16 protein-coding genes are annotated in these 17,063 nt (G+C 71.7%); 8 read left to right on the top strand and 8 right to left on the bottom strand.

Annotated features, from left to right (window positions below; all coding sequences use genetic code 11):
- Positions 1-85 precede the first annotated feature (85 nt).
- Positions 86-2,029, bottom strand: coding sequence for a streptophobe family protein (locus tag ACTT8P_RS25805; RefSeq protein WP_442834135.1), 1,944 nt, complete (start codon positions 2,027-2,029; stop codon positions 86-88).
- A gap of 241 nt (positions 2,030-2,270) precedes the next feature.
- Here ACTT8P_RS25805 and ACTT8P_RS25810 point away from each other — a divergent pair, with 241 nt between their 5' ends.
- Positions 2,271-4,850 (top strand): FHA domain-containing protein, encoded by a 2,580-nt coding sequence (locus ACTT8P_RS25810; protein WP_442834136.1) that lies wholly within the window; start codon positions 2,271-2,273, stop codon positions 4,848-4,850.
- Positions 4,851-4,942: 92 nt separating this feature from the next.
- Here the strand turns inward: ACTT8P_RS25810 and ACTT8P_RS25815 are convergent, their stop codons facing one another.
- From ACTT8P_RS25815 to ACTT8P_RS25825, 3 genes are all read right to left on the bottom strand, one after another.
- Positions 4,943-5,650, bottom strand: coding sequence for a transglycosylase SLT domain-containing protein (locus ACTT8P_RS25815; RefSeq protein WP_442834137.1), 708 nt, complete (start codon positions 5,648-5,650; stop codon positions 4,943-4,945).
- Positions 5,651-6,009: 359 nt separating this feature from the next.
- On the bottom strand, positions 6,010-7,170 hold the full coding sequence (locus ACTT8P_RS25820) for an S-adenosylmethionine:tRNA ribosyltransferase-isomerase (protein ID WP_442834138.1): 1,161 nt from the start codon (positions 7,168-7,170) through the stop codon (positions 6,010-6,012).
- Positions 7,167-7,868, bottom strand: a complete 702-nt coding sequence (locus ACTT8P_RS25825) for an SDR family NAD(P)-dependent oxidoreductase (RefSeq protein WP_442834139.1) — start codon at positions 7,866-7,868, stop codon at positions 7,167-7,169. Before ACTT8P_RS25825 ends, ACTT8P_RS25820 begins: the two co-directional genes overlap by 4 nt.
- Before the next feature lie 295 nt (positions 7,869-8,163).
- Here ACTT8P_RS25825 and ACTT8P_RS25830 point away from each other — a divergent pair, with 295 nt between their 5' ends.
- From ACTT8P_RS25830 to chpE, 3 genes are all read left to right on the top strand, one after another.
- Positions 8,164-9,309: a GAF domain-containing sensor histidine kinase gene (locus ACTT8P_RS25830; RefSeq protein WP_442834140.1), complete on the top strand. Its 1,146-nt coding sequence runs from the start codon at positions 8,164-8,166 to the stop codon at positions 9,307-9,309.
- Positions 9,302-9,958: a response regulator gene (locus ACTT8P_RS25835; RefSeq protein ID WP_442834141.1), complete on the top strand. Its 657-nt coding sequence runs from the start codon at positions 9,302-9,304 to the stop codon at positions 9,956-9,958. The genes ACTT8P_RS25830 and ACTT8P_RS25835 overlap by 8 nt, the downstream gene beginning before the upstream one ends.
- Before the next feature lie 112 nt (positions 9,959-10,070).
- The gene (gene chpE, locus ACTT8P_RS25840; protein WP_442834142.1) at positions 10,071-10,316 is read left to right on the top strand and encodes a chaplin ChpE; all 246 of its coding nucleotides are present in this window, start codon (positions 10,071-10,073) and stop codon (positions 10,314-10,316) included.
- A gap of 166 nt (positions 10,317-10,482) precedes the next feature.
- Here chpE and ACTT8P_RS25845 read toward each other — a convergent pair whose 3' ends face one another.
- Positions 10,483-11,265: a hypothetical protein gene (locus ACTT8P_RS25845; RefSeq protein WP_442834143.1), complete on the bottom strand. Its 783-nt coding sequence runs from the start codon at positions 11,263-11,265 to the stop codon at positions 10,483-10,485.
- 150 nt (positions 11,266-11,415) lie between these two features.
- Between ACTT8P_RS25845 and ACTT8P_RS25850 the strand changes: the two genes are divergently transcribed.
- From ACTT8P_RS25850 to ACTT8P_RS25860, 3 genes are all read left to right on the top strand, one after another.
- A complete protein-coding gene (locus tag ACTT8P_RS25850) occupies positions 11,416-12,213 on the top strand; it encodes an ABC transporter ATP-binding protein (RefSeq protein ID WP_361173411.1) in 798 nt (265 codons plus the stop codon).
- A gap of 54 nt (positions 12,214-12,267) precedes the next feature.
- The gene (locus tag ACTT8P_RS25855; protein ID WP_442834144.1) at positions 12,268-12,702 is read left to right on the top strand and encodes an NfeD family protein; all 435 of its coding nucleotides are present in this window, start codon (positions 12,268-12,270) and stop codon (positions 12,700-12,702) included.
- 143 nt (positions 12,703-12,845) lie between these two features.
- On the top strand, positions 12,846-13,787 hold the full coding sequence (locus tag ACTT8P_RS25860) for an SPFH domain-containing protein (protein WP_361173405.1): 942 nt from the start codon (positions 12,846-12,848) through the stop codon (positions 13,785-13,787).
- Positions 13,788-13,900: 113 nt separating this feature from the next.
- On the opposite strand, the gene ACTT8P_RS25865 is transcribed toward ACTT8P_RS25860, so the two are convergent.
- The 3 genes from ACTT8P_RS25865 to ACTT8P_RS25875 all read right to left on the bottom strand — a co-directional run bounded on the left by ACTT8P_RS25865 (position 13,901) and on the right by ACTT8P_RS25875 (position 15,929).
- Positions 13,901-14,407 (bottom strand): HNH endonuclease, encoded by a 507-nt coding sequence (locus ACTT8P_RS25865; RefSeq protein ID WP_442834145.1) that lies wholly within the window; start codon positions 14,405-14,407, stop codon positions 13,901-13,903.
- Between the two features lie 158 nt (positions 14,408-14,565).
- Positions 14,566-15,105: a YbhB/YbcL family Raf kinase inhibitor-like protein gene (locus ACTT8P_RS25870; protein ID WP_442834146.1), complete on the bottom strand. Its 540-nt coding sequence runs from the start codon at positions 15,103-15,105 to the stop codon at positions 14,566-14,568.
- A gap of 41 nt (positions 15,106-15,146) precedes the next feature.
- Positions 15,147-15,929 (bottom strand): sporulation protein, encoded by a 783-nt coding sequence (locus tag ACTT8P_RS25875; protein ID WP_442834147.1) that lies wholly within the window; start codon positions 15,927-15,929, stop codon positions 15,147-15,149.
- A gap of 149 nt (positions 15,930-16,078) precedes the next feature.
- Between ACTT8P_RS25875 and ACTT8P_RS25880 the strand changes: the two genes are divergently transcribed.
- Complete coding sequence (locus tag ACTT8P_RS25880; RefSeq protein WP_442834148.1) at positions 16,079-16,720, top strand: DNA-3-methyladenine glycosylase; 642 nt, start codon at positions 16,079-16,081, stop codon at positions 16,718-16,720.
- The last annotated feature ends 343 nt before the right edge of the window (positions 16,721-17,063 follow it).

Genomic DNA, 17,063 nt, shown 5'->3' on the forward strand with positions numbered 1-17,063 from the left:
CGCGCCCGAGGTCCGCCTGCCGGACACGGAACTCTCGGTGTCGGTCCAGTGGCGCGGGTCTGTCGGAACGGCGACGGTCACGTGATCACTTGCCGCGCTCCGGCCGCCTCGGCCGAGGGGGTGGAGGCGGGGGCGGCGGCGGTGGGGGCGGCGGTCCCTCACCCCGCTCCGCCTGCGGCCGGGCCCGCCGGGGAGGCGGCTTCGGCGGCACCACCGGCCCGGCCACGGTGGGCGCGCCGTACACGTCGTCGTTCCCCTGGCCGGGCGCGGGCCCGGTGCCGTACGGACGCGGTTCGTCGCTCCGTCGGGCACCCGCCGGACCCGGTGGACGCTCCGGCGGCCGGTCCGGCGGCCGGCCCGGCGGACGGAGGTAAGGGTTGGTGTCGGGATTCGGCGGCGGGTACGCCGCACCGGGCCGGTACGGTCCGGGCTGCCCGGCCGGTTCCGCGTACGGAGACTGCTCCGTGCGGGGAGGCTGCCCCGTGTACGGAGGCTGCCCCGAGTACGGCGACCGCTCCGCGTAGGGAGGCTGCCCCGCGCCCGGCGCATCGCTCGGGTGCGCCCGTTCCCCGGAATACGCCGCGCCCTGCTCGCCCCCCACGTACTGCGCCCTGCCGGCCCCGCCAGCCGCAGACGCCGGCCCTGGCACCCCTACGCCCCGTGCCAACGGCGCCGCCCGCCGTCCCGCCGCCCCGGTGGCCCGCGCCAGCAGCGCGCCGCCCGCGCCCGCCCCCGCGCCCCACACGGCGCCCAGCAGCAGTGCCATGCCGAGGTCGCCGCGCAGCACGATCCCGCCGCCGAACGCGTCCACGCCGAGGACCGAGAGCGAGGCGTCCACCGACACCTCCGTCAGCCAGAGAAGCAGCGGCAGCGCCAGCGCGGTCGCGATCCCCAGCCGCAGCGCACAGCGCCCCGCGAATCCCAGCACCCCCTCGGGCACGGCCCCCGTGGCCGCCGTGACCGCCACCGGCGTCCGCACCGCCGTGAGCACCCCCGCCAGCAGCATCGTCAGTGCCGCCGCCACCGCCAGCAGCCAGACCCGGCTGTCCAGCTCCGCCAGGCGACCGAGAGCGACCGGCTCACCGGCGTCCGCCCGCAGCAGATCGTCCAACGGATCCGGCAGCACACCGGCCAGTGCCCCTGTCGCCCGCCCGTCCCACGGCACGAACAGGCCGAGCGGCACGCCGAGCCACACCCCGTTCGGCGCCCCCAGCAGCGCCGCGCCCGCGATCCGCCGGGGATGGTCGTCGCCGATGGCCGCATACGCCGCCGCCGCGAGCCCCGCCACCACCGCCAGTACCGCCACCGCGACCACCGCGGACACGGCCGGCCGCACCACCCGGTGCACGGCGTCCCAGCTGCGCGGCAGCGGCGTACGGCGCGACGCCAGCAGCGCGATCAGCAGCACCCCCGCGGACCAGCCCAGCCCGCCCAGCAGCGTCGGCACGGTGTCCACGGTGAACCCGACCGCCGCCTGCGCGTCCACGAGGTCCCCGAGCCGGTCGGGCAGCAGCCCACCGATGTCGCCCACGCCGGGCAGGTCGTCCACCCCCAGCGAGCCCCCGTCGATCGTGATGACGTCGTGGCCCGCCCAGGCCAGCCCGCCCGTCATCGCCGTGAACAGGACGACCACCGCCCCCGCCCGGGCCGCGAGTTCGGCGGGCGCGACGACAACTCCCGCCGCCCGCAACGACCGCAGGAAGAAGAAGGACAGCAGCAGCGCACCCACCAGACTCACCCCCAGTGGCGTGATCTCGATGGCGGTACGCGCCTCGGCGCCCGCCAGCCCGAACGCGGACACATCGCCCGACGGTGTGACCGAACCACCCGCCCCGAGCGCCACAACCGCCGCGGTCATCGGCCCCAACGAGGCCGCGCCGTCCGCCTCCAGCAGGTGCAGACCCAGTGCCGCCGTCCCCGCCATCCCGATCAACGCCCAGCTCACGGCGGCGATCGCGGACAGCAGCACATCGCCCCACGGCACTTTCACGCCGTGTTCCGCGGCCGCCGCACTGCTGGACGCGCTCATCGCAGACCCCCCGATCCGCACGGCGCGGCCGGGTCGCCGCGCATGTCCCCCTCGCGTGCTTTACCACTCTCCGGGCTGGTTTCAACCCCGTCAACGGAAACGGAAGACGCGCTCTCGTCCGGTTCACGCAAGACCCGGCTTTCGGTCAGGAGCCGCGCCTGAAATAGTTCCCCCCGATGTTCACCATCCCTAGACTCCCGGTGACCGGGGTACGTCGGGGGACAACTCAGTGGGGCTTGGGGTGCCAGAACTCGTACTGGAAGCGAACGGGCAGACCTGGACACTCGATCCGTCCAGGTCCTACGCCCTCGGGCGCGATCCGCAGGGGGACATCGTCTTCGACGACGCCAGAGTCTCCTGGCGGCACGCCACGGTCCGTTTCGACGGCCGCGGTTGGGCGATCGAGGACAACGGCAGCACCAACGGCACGTTCGTGCGGGGCCGCCGGATCCACCGGTCCGACCTCGGCCCCGGTACGGCCGTACACTTGGGCAACGCGACCGACGGCCCGCAGCTGACCCTGTCCGGCGCGGCCGCCGCCGTAACCACCCCACAGACCCAGCCCGCACGACACCACGACCCCGCACCTCACCGCGACCCGGCACCCCACCACGACCCCGCGCCCCACCACCAGCAACCCGCGCCCTACCAACAACCCACGCCCCACATCCCGCAACAACACGGCGCAGGCGTCCCGGACAGCCCAGACAGCCCGGACAGCCCGGACAGCGCAGGCCACGGCAGTGGCCGCGGCGGCGGCAGCGCACACGACCTGGCGAGCGCGCCCCCCGTCTACGGCGACCGCAGCCCCACCACCTTCCACCACATCTCCCTCGGCCGGGTGATGCGCATCGGCCGCGCCCTGGAGAACGACCTGGTCGTCTCCGACCTCCAGGTCTCCCGCAGCCACGCCGAGTTCCACTCGACGCCCGACGGCCGCATGGAGATCCGCGACCTCGGCTCGCACAACGGCACGTACGTCAACGGCCAGCCGATCGACAAGGGCGGCTCCCGGCTGCTCGGCCCCACCGACATCGTGGGCGTCGGCCACTCCACGTTCCGGATCGTCGGCGACCGGCTCGAGGAGTTCGTCGACACCGGCGAGGTGAGCTTCTCCGCCCGCCGGCTGACCGTCACCGTCGAGGGCGGCAAGCAGATCCTCAAGGACGTCTCCTTCGGCGTACCGGAGAAGTCGCTGATCGCGGTCATCGGCCCGTCGGGCTCCGGCAAGTCGACCCTGCTCAAGGCGCTCACCGGCTACCGCCCCGCGAACGAGGGCGAGGTGCTCTACGACGGCCGCAACCTCTACAAGCAGTTCGCCGAGCTGCGCCAGCGGATCGGTCTGGTCCCGCAGGACGACATCCTGCACAAGGAGCTGACCGTACAGAAGGCCCTCACCTACGCGGCCAAGCTCCGTTTCCCGGCCGACACCACCGGCCAGGAGCGCGCGGCCCGCATAGACGAGGTGCTGCGCGAGCTGAAACTCGACGTCCACAGGGACAAGAAGGTCACCTCGCTCTCCGGCGGCCAGCGCAAGCGGGTCTCCGTCGCCCTCGAACTGCTCACCAAGCCGTCACTGATCTTCCTGGACGAGCCGACCAGCGGCCTCGACCCGGGCATGGACCGCGATGTGATGCAGCTGCTGCGCGGCCTCGCCGACGACGGCCGCACCGTCCTCGTCGTCACCCACTCGGTGGCCGAGCTGGCCCTGTGCGACAAACTCCTGGTGCTCGCGCCGGGCGGCTCCGTCGCCTACTTCGGCCCGCCCGAGGAGGCACTGAACTTCTTCGGCTACGACACCTGGGCCGACGTCTTCTCCGCCTTCGAGAACTACCGCGACTACGACTGGGCGGGCCGCTGGAAGGGCTCCCAGCACTACCAGATGTACGCGGCCGACCTGGACGCGGTGGCGGCGCAGTCCGTAGCGATGCCGCCGATGCAGGCGATGCGACCGCCGAAGCCGCAGGGCTGGACGGCCCAGTTCGCCACCCTGGTGCGCCGCTACATCTCGGTGATCGCGTCCGACAAGGGGTTCCTCGCCCTGATGGTGGTCCTGCCGGCCGTGCTCGGCGCGGTCAGCCTGCCCATCGACTGGGGCACCGGTCTGCTGCCCAACCCGGTGGACCCGAGGATCAAGCTGATCACCCCGAACAGCACCGCCACCACGGTCCTGCTGATCCTCGCGGTCGGCGCCTGCTTCGCCGGCGCGGCCAACTCCGTCCGCGAGCTGATAAAGGAACGGGTCATCTACGAACGGGAGCGCGCGACCGGCCTGTCCCGTTCCGCGTACCTGATGTCCAAGGTCTTCGTCCTCGGCGTGATCACCGTGTTCCAGGGACTGCTGGTCGGCGTCATCGGCTTCGCCACCCGGAAGGTCCCCGACGAGGGGGTGGTCCTCGGTGGTCTCACCCTCCTCGAACTCTGCCTGCCGATCATGGCGCTGGGCTTCACCTCGATGATGTTCGGCCTGATCATCTCCGCGCTGGTGAAGACCGCCGAGAAGACCATGCCGCTGCTGGTCATGTTCGCCATCGTCCAGGTCGTCTTCACGGGCTGTCTGTTCGCCCTGAACGGCGCGGTCGGCGTCAACCAGTTCTCGTACCTGATGCCGTCCCGCTGGGCGGTCGCCGCGGCCGGCGCCACCCTGGACTTCAACCGGATCAGCCCGCCGGAGGGGGACACCGGCGCCGACCCGCTCTGGGAGCACACCGCCGCCGCGTGGGGCATGGACATGGCCGCCGTGCTCGCCCTCGGCGTGCTCTGCGGCTTCCTGGTGGCCCGCTTCCTGCGCCGCCACGAGCCGGAGGTCATGCGCAAGTAGCCACCGCGCCCCGCACGGCCCGAAGGGCGGCACCCCTGCTGCGGGGTGCCGCCCTTCGGCACGTTTCGTACGCGAAGAGGTCCGCGCTGACCTCAGTACGCGCTGTTGACGTTGTCGATGGTGCCGTACTTGTCGGCCGCGTAGTTGGCCGCGGCGGTGATGTTGGCGACCGGGTCGTAGATGTTCCAGGAGGTACCGGCCACGTGGTACGCCTTGAAGGTCGGCGGGATCACCTGGAGCAGGCCCTTGGACGGGATGCCGTTGATGGCGTTGATGTCCCAGTCGTTGATGGCCTTCGGGTTGCCCGAGGACTCACGCATGATGTTCTTGTGCAGGCCGTTGTAGGAGCCGGGTATGCCCTTGTCCTTCATGATGGCCAGGGCCTCGCTGATCCAGCCGTTCAGATTGTTCGCGTAGCTCTTGGTGCTGACCTGCTTGACCTCGGTGCGCTCGGCGGACCGGCTGGTCGACTCCTTGGCGGCGCGCTCCTTGGCGGCGCTCGCCGCGGCCTTCGCCTTGGCGTCGGCGGCGGCCTGCTTCTTCGCGTCGATGGCCGCGAGCTTCTCGCCGGTACCGGCGAGCTGGTCGGTGACGGACGTCTTGACGTCCTTGATCTGCTCGGAGCTGTACGCCACCTTGGCCGCCGGGGCGGCCTCGCTCGTGGCGGCCGTGTGACCGCTGGCGGGCACCGCGGAGATCGCGAGGGCGGCGGCACCGAGGGTACCGACACCGGCTATGGCGATCTTGTGGTTGCGGGTCAGGGAACGACTATGGCCACGGGTGAGGATGTTCTTGGGCATGGCGGGATAGACCTCTTCGAGTTGCGCGGAGGTCGCTCTCGTCCTGCGTCAGTACAGGGGTGGTTTCCGTGCTTCCGGCACGAACACCGTGGTTCACAGCCCACGGCACCGAGCGACATGAGCAATTCTTAGCGGCCGCAAAATCGGCTGGCAAAGGTGTGACGTACGAAGCCGGATAGTGGATCAGGCGCAGGAGAAACCGGGCAGAATGGACCATCTGCCCGGTCAAAACGGACGAGTCGCACTCCTACTCCTCTTCGTACGTGATCTGGGCCCTATGCGCGGGCTCACACCCGCCCCCCTGTCATCTCACCGGGAGTTGCTGGAGCAATGCGATACGTGAGTGACTGCCGGGGCGGTCACGGCAGAAGGAGGTGGACGTCCCCGAACTCGTGCCACAGATAGCGCCCGCGCACCGCCGCCACGTACCCCCGGTCGATGGCCGCCCGCCCCGCCACCGCCTCCAGCATCAGCAGGTGCGAGGCCACCGGCTCGTGCAGCCCGGTCAGCAGCCCGTCCACCACCCGCACCCCCCGCTCCGGCGTGACCACCAGGCCGGTCCACCCGGCCCGGGCCCGCACCACCCCGTCCGCCCCGGCCGCGGACTCCACCGCCCGCACGGCCGTCGTCCCCACCGCCACCACCCGGCCGCCCTCGGCCCGAGCGCCGTTGATCAGCCCCGCCGACGCCGCCGGCACCGCGAACCGTTCCGGATACGGCGGCTCGTGCGCCTCAGCCGACGCCACCCCCGTATGCAGCGTCACCGGCGCGAACCGCACCCCCCGGCGCACCAGCTCCACCACCATCCGCGCGGTGAACGGCCGCGCCGCACTCGGCATCTCCGCGCTGCCCGCCCCGTCGCCGGACGGCAGCGCGAACACCGTCTGGTACACGGACAGCGGCTGGTCCCGTGCCGTATAGGAGTAACGGATGGGCCGCCCGTGCACCCGCAACAGTCCCGGTACGTCGACCCCGACCGCCCCGCCTGCCCGGACCTCGTCTGCCCGGACCCCACCCGCCGAGCCCGTCCCGCCCGCACCCCTCCCCTCAGCCCTCTCAGTCCTCTCAGCCCTCACCACCTCCACCCGCGCCCACCACAACCGCTCCCCCCGCGCGCTCAGCGGCTCCTCCAGCACCAGACGGGCACCCCCGGGCAGCCACACCTCAGTCCCCGCGCGTGCCCCCGCGCGTCCCGCACGCGCGCGCGTGGTGCCCCGCCCGTCCGGTTCCCGCAGCTCCACCGCCCACCGGCCGTCGTCCCCGCGCGTGGAGAAATGGACCACCACGCGCGCGTGCCGCCCGATCCGCCCGTCCACGGCCGCGGCGAGCGTGGGGGAGGTGTTGACCACCAGCAGATCCCCGGCCCGCAGCAGCCGCGGCAGCTCCCGGAACGCGTGATGCGCCACCTCCGTCCCCCGCGACACCAGCAGCCGTACGTCGTCCCGGTCCAGGCCGGGCCCGCGTTGCTCGGCCGGCACCCGCGCCGACAGCTCCGCGGGCACCCGCACCGCCGGCGTCATCGCCGCCCGTCCAGCAGCGCCGGCGCCGCGTAGCGGCCGCTCGCCGGGCGCTCGTCCAGCAGCCGCAGGAACGCCGGCACCACGGCGCCCGGCTCCGGCCGCGGCCCGGCATCGTCGGGTACGGCCGCCGCGTACAGGTCCGTGGCCATGTCCCCGGGGTCCACCGCCCAGACCCGCAGCCCCGGCTCCTCCACCGCCAGCACCGCCGCCAACTGGTCCAGGGCCGCCTTCGACGCCCCGTAGCCGCCCCACGTCCCGTACGCCTCGGCGGCGGCGTCCGAGCTGACCGTCACCACCGTGCCCGCGCCGGACCTGCGCAGCAGCGGCAGCGCCTCCTGCACCAGGCCCAGCGCCGCCACCGCGTTCACCTCCAGCGCCCGCCGCAGCCCCGCCGGCGGCAGCTCAGCCAGCCGCACCAGCGGCTCCGCGCCCAGCGCGCTGGCGTTGCTCACCAGCAGGTCCACCCCGCCCAGCCGCCGCGCCCGCGCCACCAGCGCGGCCCGGTGCCGGGCGTCCGTGACGTCCCCTGGCAGCGCCCTCACGCGCGTGCCGTACCGCCGCTCCAGCGCGTCGGCCGCCGCCTGAAGCGGCCCCGGCGTCCTGGCGTCCAGCACCAGGTCCCAGCCGCGCCCCGCCAGCGCCTCGGCCAGCGCCCGGCCCAGCCCTTTCGACGCCCCCGTGATGATCGCCACCGGCATGCCACCCACGTCCCCTCGTCGTCCCTGCGTCCCTGCGTCCCCGCCGAGGACTGGTACGCCCTCGACGCCCTCAACGTAGGAACCACCCCGCCCCGGCCACCTCGGACAAGGGCCGCAAAGCCCCCGGTCCCTTCGCCGTAAGCCGCCCGACCGGCCCCCTCCATCCGGAGCCCCACATCCCCCGCCCAGAAGTCCCCCCCAGAGGCCAGGACCTCCGCCCTAGGACCACCGACCCACGTAACCGCCCGCCACAGGCCCGATCCGCGCTGTCACACCCCGCCGGTACCGTGAGGTCATGAGTCACGGCCCCCGGTCCGGCCTCGCCGCGGTCAGCTCCGCGTTGCTGGCCATGAGCAGACACCTGGAGGTGCGCGACGTCCTCAAGACGATCGTCGCCTCGGCCCGCGAGCTGCTCGACGCGAGGTACGCGGCCCTCGGCGTCCCCGACGACCACGGCGGCTTCGCCCAGTTCGTGGTGGACGGCATCAGCGACGAGCAGTGGAAGGCCATCGGCCCGTTGCCCCGCCAGCACGGCATCCTCGCCGCGATGCTGCACGACGCCCGGATCGAGCGCCTCGCCGACGTCCGCGAGGACCCCCGCTTCGAGGGCTGGCCGGCCGCCCACCCCGACCTCGTCGACTTCCTCGGCCTGCCGATCCGGGACGGCGACGAGGTCATCGGCGCGCTCTTCCTGGCGAACAAGAACTGCGCGAAACCCCAGGGCGGCTGCGGCTTCACCCAGGACGACGAGGAACTGCTCGGCATCCTCGCCCAGCACGCCGCCATCGCTCTCACCAACGCCCGCCTCTACGAGCGCAGCCGCGAACTGACCATCGCCGAGGAACGCACCCGCCTCGCCCACGAACTGCACGACGCGGTCAGCCAGAAACTGTTCTCCCTGCGCCTGACCGCCCAGGCCGCCGCCCGCCTGGTCGACCGCGACCCGGCCCGCGCCAAGGGCGAGCTCCAGCAGGTCGCCGCGCTGGCCGCCGAGGCCGCCGACGAACTGCGCGCCGCCGTCGTCGAGCTGCGCCCCGCCGCCCTGGACGAGGACGGCCTGCTCGCCACCCTGCGCACCCACGTCCAGGTCCTCGACCGCGCCCACACCGCCCGCGTCACCTTCACCGGCCACGGCGTCCGCGCCCTGCCCGCCGCCCAGGAGGAAGCCGTGCTCCGGGTCGCCCAGGAAGCGCTGCACAACGCCCTGCGGCACTCCGGCGCGGAGCACGTCGACGTGACCCTGCACCGATCCGGTCCCGGCGCCGTACTGCGGGTCACCGACGACGGCAGCGGCTTCGACCCGCTCGCCGTGCGCCGCGCGGGACGCCATCTGGGCCTGGTCTCCATGCGGGACCGGGCCAGCGGGGCCGGCGGCACGCTGACCGTCGAATCGGAGCCCGGCAAGGGCACCACGATCGGGATGGAGGTCCCCGGTGGCTGACGCAATCAGGGTGCTGCTCGTCGACGACCACCAGGTGGTCCGCCGCGGCCTGCGCACCTTCCTGGAGGTCCAGGACGACATCGAGGTGGTCGGGGAGGCCGCCGACGGCGCCGAAGGAGTCGCCCGCGCCACGGAGCTGAACCCCGACGTGATCCTCATGGACGTCAAGATGCCGGGCATGGACGGCGTCGACGCCCTGCGCCGGCTGCGCGAACTCGACCACCCCGCGCGCGTACTGATCGTCACCAGCTTCACCGAACAGCGCACGGTCGTCCCGGCCCTGCGCGCGGGCGCCGCCGGATACGTGTACAAGGACGTCGATCCCGACGCGCTGGCCGGCGCCATCCGCTCGGTGCACGCCGGTCACATCCTGCTCCAGCCCGAGGTGGCCGGCGCCCTGCTCTCCGCGGAGGGCTTCGGCGCCGCCCACGGCAGGGGCGGCTCCCTCACCGACCGGGAGCGCGAGGTGCTCGCCCTGATAGCGGACGGCCGCTCCAACCGGGAGATCGCCCGCGCCCTGGTCCTCTCCGAGAAGACGGTGAAGACGCACGTCTCCAACATCCTCATGAAACTCGACCTCGCGGACCGCACCCAGGCCGCCCTGTGGGCCGTACGCCACGGCCATGCGGAAGGTTCCACTCCGAAGTGAGATTCATACCGTCGTGGGAATGTCCCCCGGATGGCGCAACCTCCGGCGGGTCCGGCCGTTCTCCAGTGCGTGCCGCGGCGCCCGCCGCGGTGATCGCAAGGAGGGCTTGCAAGTGAAGAACCTGAAGAAGGCAGCGGCCGTGACGATGGTGGCCGGCGGTCTGATCGCCGCCGGTGCCGGAATGGCCTCCGCCACCGGCGGTGCCGACGCGCACGGCAAGGCCGTCAACTCCCCGGGCGTCGCCTCGGGCAACGTCGTCCAGGCGCCGATCCACGTCCCGGTCAACGCCGTGGGCAACAGCGTGAGCGTCATCGGCGTCCTGAACCCGGCCTTCGGCAACCTGGGCCTCAACCGCTGACCCTTGTCGTGCGACGGGGTGCCGTCAAAGCCGCTGCCGGCTGCCCGCTGCCCGCGGGCACCCGTGCGGCATGGGCGGCACGGGTGGGCGCGGACGGCACCCCGTCGACGCCGGACCGCGTCACCCCACCCGGCTCACCTCGACGCCGCTCACCCCTTCAACGACCTCACCTCCGCCCCCGCTCCTCCACCACGGAGTTGTACGCCGCGACCTGCGCCCGCCGAGCCGTCCGCTCCACCGGCCGCAGCGCCAGCGAGCGCGCCGCCATCTCGGAAGCGCTCACCGCACCCCCGGGCCCGTTCTCGTACGCCAGCGACACCAGCGCCCCCACCCGCTGCGCCAGCTCCAGCACCCGCACCGCCCGCGGCGGATACCCCGGCGCCAGCACCTCGCGCCCCGCCTCCGCCCGCGCCCGGTAGGCGGCGACCGCCGCCTGAGTCACCGGCCCCGACCCGGCCACATCGAGCCGGGTCAGCATCTCCGTCGCGTCCCGGAGCGCCTCCGCCAGCTCCCGCTCCGCCTCCGACAGCGACGGCACGTCCGCGGGCGGCGCCTGGCGCACCGGCAGACAGTGCCAGACCACCTCCACGTGCACGTCACCCGCGGGCCCCGCCTCGTACACCTCGGGCACCAGCCCCAGCGCCGCCCCGTGACAGACCACCGCCTGCTCCGCCTCCAGCGCCCGCGCGTTGAACTCCGGCGGCCCGCTCAGCCCCAGCGGATGCCCCGGCGCCGGCAGCGCCACCCGCAGCCCGGTCACCCCGAGCGCCCGCAGCCGCCCCAGCGCCAGCGTCAGCCCGACCGGCGCCGACTCACCCGGCAACCCGGCCACCCGGTGCACCGCGTCCGCACCGACGATCGCGAGCACCGCGTCGTCCGGCGATACAAGTCCGACAAGAAGGGCATTACCCCAAGAGGCGAGTCGTCCCGCACGTGGTTCCGTGAGCATGCCCCCACCCTAAGGACCGGACCGATGGAACGGCCCGGCCGACCGGTGGCGTAGATTTCATAGGGGCTGCGCCCACCGGCGCGACCACCCGAGCCACAGGCGTACGCCACAGCCGAGACCGGCCACACTGTAAGGGGAGACAACGCGCTCATGAGCGATGTTCTGGAGCTTCAGGACGTATCCGTGGTCCGTGAGGGCCGGGCTCTCGTGGACGAGGTGTCCTGGTCGGTCAAGGAGGGGGAGCGCTGGGTCATCCTCGGCCCCAACGGCGCCGGCAAGACCACCCTCCTCAACCTCGCCTCCAGCTACCTCTTCCCCAGCGCGGGCACCGCCACCATCCTCGGCGAGACCCTCGGCCGGCCCGGCACCGACGTCTTCGAGCTCCGCCCCCGCATCGGCATGGCCGGCATCGCCATGACCGAGAAGCTGCCCAAGCGCCAGACCGTCCTGGAGACCGTGCTGACCGCCGCGTACGGCATGACGGCCACCTGGCAGGAGGACTACGAGGAGATCGACGAGCTGCGCGCCCGCGCCTTCCTCGACCGCCTGGGCATGACCGAGTTCCTGGACCGCAGGTTCGGCACCCTCTCCGAGGGCGAGCGCAAGCGCACCCTCATCGCCCGCGCCCTGATGACCGACCCCGAGCTGCTCCTCCTCGACGAGCCCGCGGCCGGCCTCGACCTCGGTGGCCGCGAGGACCTCGTCCGCCGCCTCGGCCGCCTCGCCCGCGACCCGATCGCCCCCTCGATGATCATGGTCACCCACCACGTCGAGGAGATCGCCCCCGGCTTCACCCACGTCTTGATGATCCGTCAGGGCAAGGTACTGGCCGCCGGCCCGCTGGAGTTGGAGCTGACCTCCCGCAATCTCTCCCGCTGCTTCGGCCTCCCGCTCGTCGTCGAGCAGGTCGGCGACCGCTGGACCGCGCAGGGCCTCCCGCTGTCCTGACCCCGCCCCCCTTGCGCCCTGTCCCGCAGCGACGCCCGCACCTACCATGACCATGTGAACGACATCGACGCATGGGTGTGGTGGCTCGTCGCCGCAGCAGCACTCGGAATCCCCCTCGTCGTGACCGCGATGCCGGAGTTCGGCATGCTCGCCGTGGGCGCCGTCGCCGCGGCGATCGCCTCCGGGATCGGGGCCGGCGTCGTCGTACAGGTCCTCGTCTTCGTCATCGTCTCGGTCGCCCTGATCGCGGTGGTCCGCCCGATCGCGGCCCGGCACCGCGAGGACCGGCCCCAACTCGTCTCGGGCGTCGAGGCGTTGAAGGGCAAACAGGCAGTCGTCCTCGAACGCGTCGACGGCTCCGGCGGCGGCCGCATCAAGCTGGCCGGAGAGATCTGGTCGGCCCGCTCCCTGGACACCGCGCGCTCCTACGACGTGGGACAGGAGGTGGACGTCGTGGACATCGAGGGCGCGACCGCGATCATCCTGTGATCACCACGACGAACTGGGGAAACAGCCCCCGAGGCGGGCGACGGTCTGTCACACTCGACCAGCAAGATCCTCAACAGCCGTAAGATCAGCAGCAGTCAGGATCTGCCGAGAGCGCCGAGGCGGAGAAGGGTACGGGAACGACCATGGAACCGGTCATCATCGTCTTGATCATTCTGGTGGTGTTGGTCTTCATCGCCCTGATCAAGACGATCCAGGTCATCCCCCAGGCCAGCGCCGCCATCGTCGAGCGCTTCGGCCGCTACACACGCACGCTGAACGCGGGCCTCAACATCGTCGTCCCGTTCATCGACACCATCCGCAACCGCATCGACCTGCGCGAACAGGTCGTGCCGTTCCCGCCGCAGCCGGTGATCACCCAGGACAACCTGGTGGTCAACATCGACACGGTCATCTACTACCAGGTCACCGACGCCCGCGCCGCCACCTACGAGGTCGCCAGCTACATCCAGGCGATCGAGCAGCTCACCGTCACCACGCTGCGCAACATCATCGGCGGCATGGACCTGGAACGCACCCTGACCTCCCGCGAGGAGATCAACGCGGCCCTGCGCGGCGTCCTCGACGAGGCCACCGGCAAGTGGGGCATCCGCGTCAACCGGGTCGAGCTGAAGGCGATCGAGCCGCCCACCTCCATCCAGGACTCGATGGAGAAGCAGATGCGCGCCGACCGCGACAAGCGCGCCGCGATCCTCCAGGCCGAAGGTGTCCGGCAGTCCGAGATCCTGCGCGCCGAGGGCGAGAAGCAGTCCCAGATCCTGCGCGCCGAGGGTGAGGCCAAGGCCGCCGCCCTGCGCGCCGAAGGCGAGGCCCAGGCCGTCCGCACGGTCTTCGAGGCCATCCACGCCGGCGACCCGGACCAGAAGCTGCTCTCCTACCAGTACCTTCAGATGCTCCCGAAGATCGCCGAGGGCGACGCCAACAAGCTCTGGATCGTCCCCAGCGAGATCGGCGACGCCCTCAAGGGCCTCTCCGGCGCCATGGGCAACTTCGGCGGCCTGGGCGGCGCCCCGAGCGCCCCCACGGTCCCCGCCCAGGAACGCCGAGAAAAGCCGACCATCGACTGACAGCACCTTTGAACGCAGGCCCCGCGCCGCCCACCCAGGGGCGCGGGGAACTGCGCGACCAACCCCCACGAACCCGCAGCCGGGGAACAACCGAACCCCCCACGGCGAAACCGCTACGCCGCGTCCAACACCAGCCACTCCGGCAACGCGGCAAAGTCATCCCTGGCCAGCGCCAGCAACATCGCATCAGCCGGCGTCGGCTCGAACGGCTCCCGCAGCAACGGCATCCCCGCCTGCTCCGGCGTCCGGTTGGCCTTGCGGTGATTGTCCTCCGCGCAGCAGGCCACCGTGTTCAGCCAGGTGTCCTGTCCGCCGTGCGACCGCGGCACCACGTGGTCCACGGTGGTGGCCCGCCGCCCGCAGTACGCACACCGGTGCCGGTCCCGCACCAGCACTCCCCGCCGCGACCACGGCGCACGTCTTCGAAAGGGCACCCGTACGTACTGGCACAGCCTGATCACCCGGGGCGCCGGTATGTCCAGCGCGGCTCCGCGCATCCGCAGTTCGGGGTGGGCCTGCTCGACGACGGCCTTGTCCTGGAGCACCAGAACGACGGCTCGGTTCAACGTCACCGTCGACAGCGGCTCGAAGCTCGCGTTCAGCACCAGCGTGTCCCGCATGACCAGCCCACCTCCCGTATGCACCGGCCCACCCCCTGGCGGGCTGGATCAACTCTGGCCGGGCACGCCGAGATGGACAACGCAATAAAAAAATGCCCGCCCCTGATCACTTCCAAGACCAGGGGCGAGCAAACGTTCCATGAACGCTCGATTGTGGGTCAGCTTTCGGCGGGCACCTCGTACTCGCCGATCAGCTGGGCCCGGGCGATCGTGTGGAACCGCAGATTGAAGCCGACGAACGCCGGCGACGCCTCCGCGTCCGGCCCCAGCTTCTCCGCGTCCACGGCGTACACCGTGAACACATACCGGTGCGGCCCGTCCCCGGCCGGCGGCGCCGCGCCCCCGAAGTCCTTGCTGCCGTAGTCGTTGCGCGCCTGGACGGCACCCTCCGGCAGCCCCTCGAACTTCCCGCTGCCCGCACCCACCGGCAGCTCGGTCACCGAGGCCGGGATGTCGAACACCACCCAGTGCCAGAACCCGCTGCCGGTCGGCGCGTCCGGGTCGTAGCAGGTCACGGCGAAGCTCTTGGTCTCGGCCGGGAACCCCTCCCACCGCAGCTGCGGCGAGGTGTTGCCGGCCGCGTACACCTGAGCGTCCTTGAGCGTCGCGCCCTCCTCGACGTCCTCGCTCGTCACCGTGAACGCCGGCACGGGCGGGTGGAAGTCATGGGGGAGCGGCCGCCGCTTGAGCTGGGACACCTCGGTACCTCCTGATCGAAAGCGTTCAGTCGCCTCCGAGCCTAGAACCAGTTCCGCTTGCTGCCGACCTCGGACAGCCACTGGTTGAGGTACGCCGCCCAGTCGGTCCCCTGGTAGTCGTGCAGCCCGACCTGGAAGGACCGGAAGGTGTCGCTGCCCTCGCTGAACAGCCCCGGCTTCTTGTCCATCTCCAGGATGACGTCCATCGCCTGGTCGTCGGCGACGAAGCTCAGCTCGACCTGGTTCAGCCCCCGGTACTGCTGCGGCGGCTGGAACTCCAGCTCCTGGTAGAAGGGGAGCTTCTGCCGCGTCCCCCGGATGTGCCCGCGCTCCATGTCCGCGTTCTTGAACCGGAAGCCCAGCTGGATGAACGCGTCCAGGATCGCCTTCTGCGCCGGCAGCGGGTGCACGTTGACCGGGTCCAGATCCCCGGAGTCCACGGCCCGCGCGATCGCCAGCTCGGTGGTCACCCCGATGTTCATCCCGCGCAGCGCCTGCCCGTCGATCATCGTGACCGGCGTCTCCCAGGGAATCTCAAGACCGAACGGCACCGCGTGCACCGCGCCGGCCTGGAGCTCGAAGGCGCCCCCGAGGCTGACCTTGGTGAACTCGATGTCCTGCTTGTACTCCTGGTCGCCGCTCTCCACCTCGACCTTGGCCTGGAGCCCGACCGACAGCCCCTCGATCTGCTGGTTGACGGACCCGCCCTGGATCCGCACCTCGCCCTGGACGACCCCGCCCGGAACGACGTTCACCTCGTTCAGCACCGTCTCGACCGAGGCCCCGCCGGCTCCCAGACTCGCGAGCAGCTTCTTGAACGCCATGTCTCTCCTTCTCCAGCGCTTACGCGTGAACCGAACCCTTGATCCCTACAAACGCGATCCGGCCGTGGCCGGTTCCGCGCCCACCTTGGCAAGGCATCCACCCGCTGACCACCCCACCACCCCTACCGTCTCCGTTACGCTCGGACGGCATGATCGCGACCCCTGACCGTACGCCCCTGCCCAGGGAGTTCTTCGACCGCCCCGTCCTCGAGGTGGCCCCCGACCTGTTGGGCCGCGTCCTCGTCCGCACCACCCCGGACGGCCCAATCACCCTCCGTCTGACGGAGGTCGAGGCATACGACGGTCAGAACGACCCCGGCTCGCACGCCTACCGCGGCCGGACCCCCCGCAACGACGTGATGTTCGGTCCCCCCGGACACGTGTACGTCTACTTCACCTACGGCATGTGGTTCTGCATGAACCTGGTGTGCGGCCCCGAGGGCAGATCGAGCGCGGTCCTGCTCCGCGCCGGCGAGATCGTCGAGGGCGCGGAGCTGGCCCGGACCCGTCGCCTCTCGGCCCGCAACGACAAGGAACTGGCCAAAGGCCCGGCCCGCCTGGCCACCGCCCTCGACGTCGACCGCGCCCTGAACGGCACGGACGCCTGCGCCCCCGGCGACACCCCGCTGCGCATCCTGACCGGCACGGTGACACCCCGTGACCAGGTACGCAACGGCCCGCGCACCGGCGTGGCCGGCGAAGGAGGGGTCCACCCCTGGCGCTACTGGATCGCCGACGACCCCACCGTCAGCCCTTACCGGGCGCACGTCCCCAGGCGACGCCGAAGTTGACGCGCCCTTGCGCGTTGCGTAACGTAGCCCGAGCCGCTTGAGCCGGGTACGGCAATCGCCAGCATCCCGAAGCGGCCAACCCACTACGTAGCACTACCCCTCAGCGGGGTCGCATTCGGCGTGCTCGCATGCCCGAATTCGAACTCGCGAAAGGCCGATTATGAATCGGCCGGGAAACCCGCTAACGTAGTGAATGTCGAAAGGCCGACAGGCGAAAGCCCAAGACCTACGGCAATCCCGTCGACAGGGAATCGGATCGCGAAAACGATCTGATAGAGTCGGAAACGCAAGACAGCAAGACCGAAGGGAAGCGCCCGGAGGAAAGCCTGAGAGAGTCTCTCGG

Source organism: Streptomyces sp. JW3, from assembly GCF_052216785.1.
GTDB lineage: Bacteria > Actinomycetota > Actinomycetes > Streptomycetales > Streptomycetaceae > Streptomyces.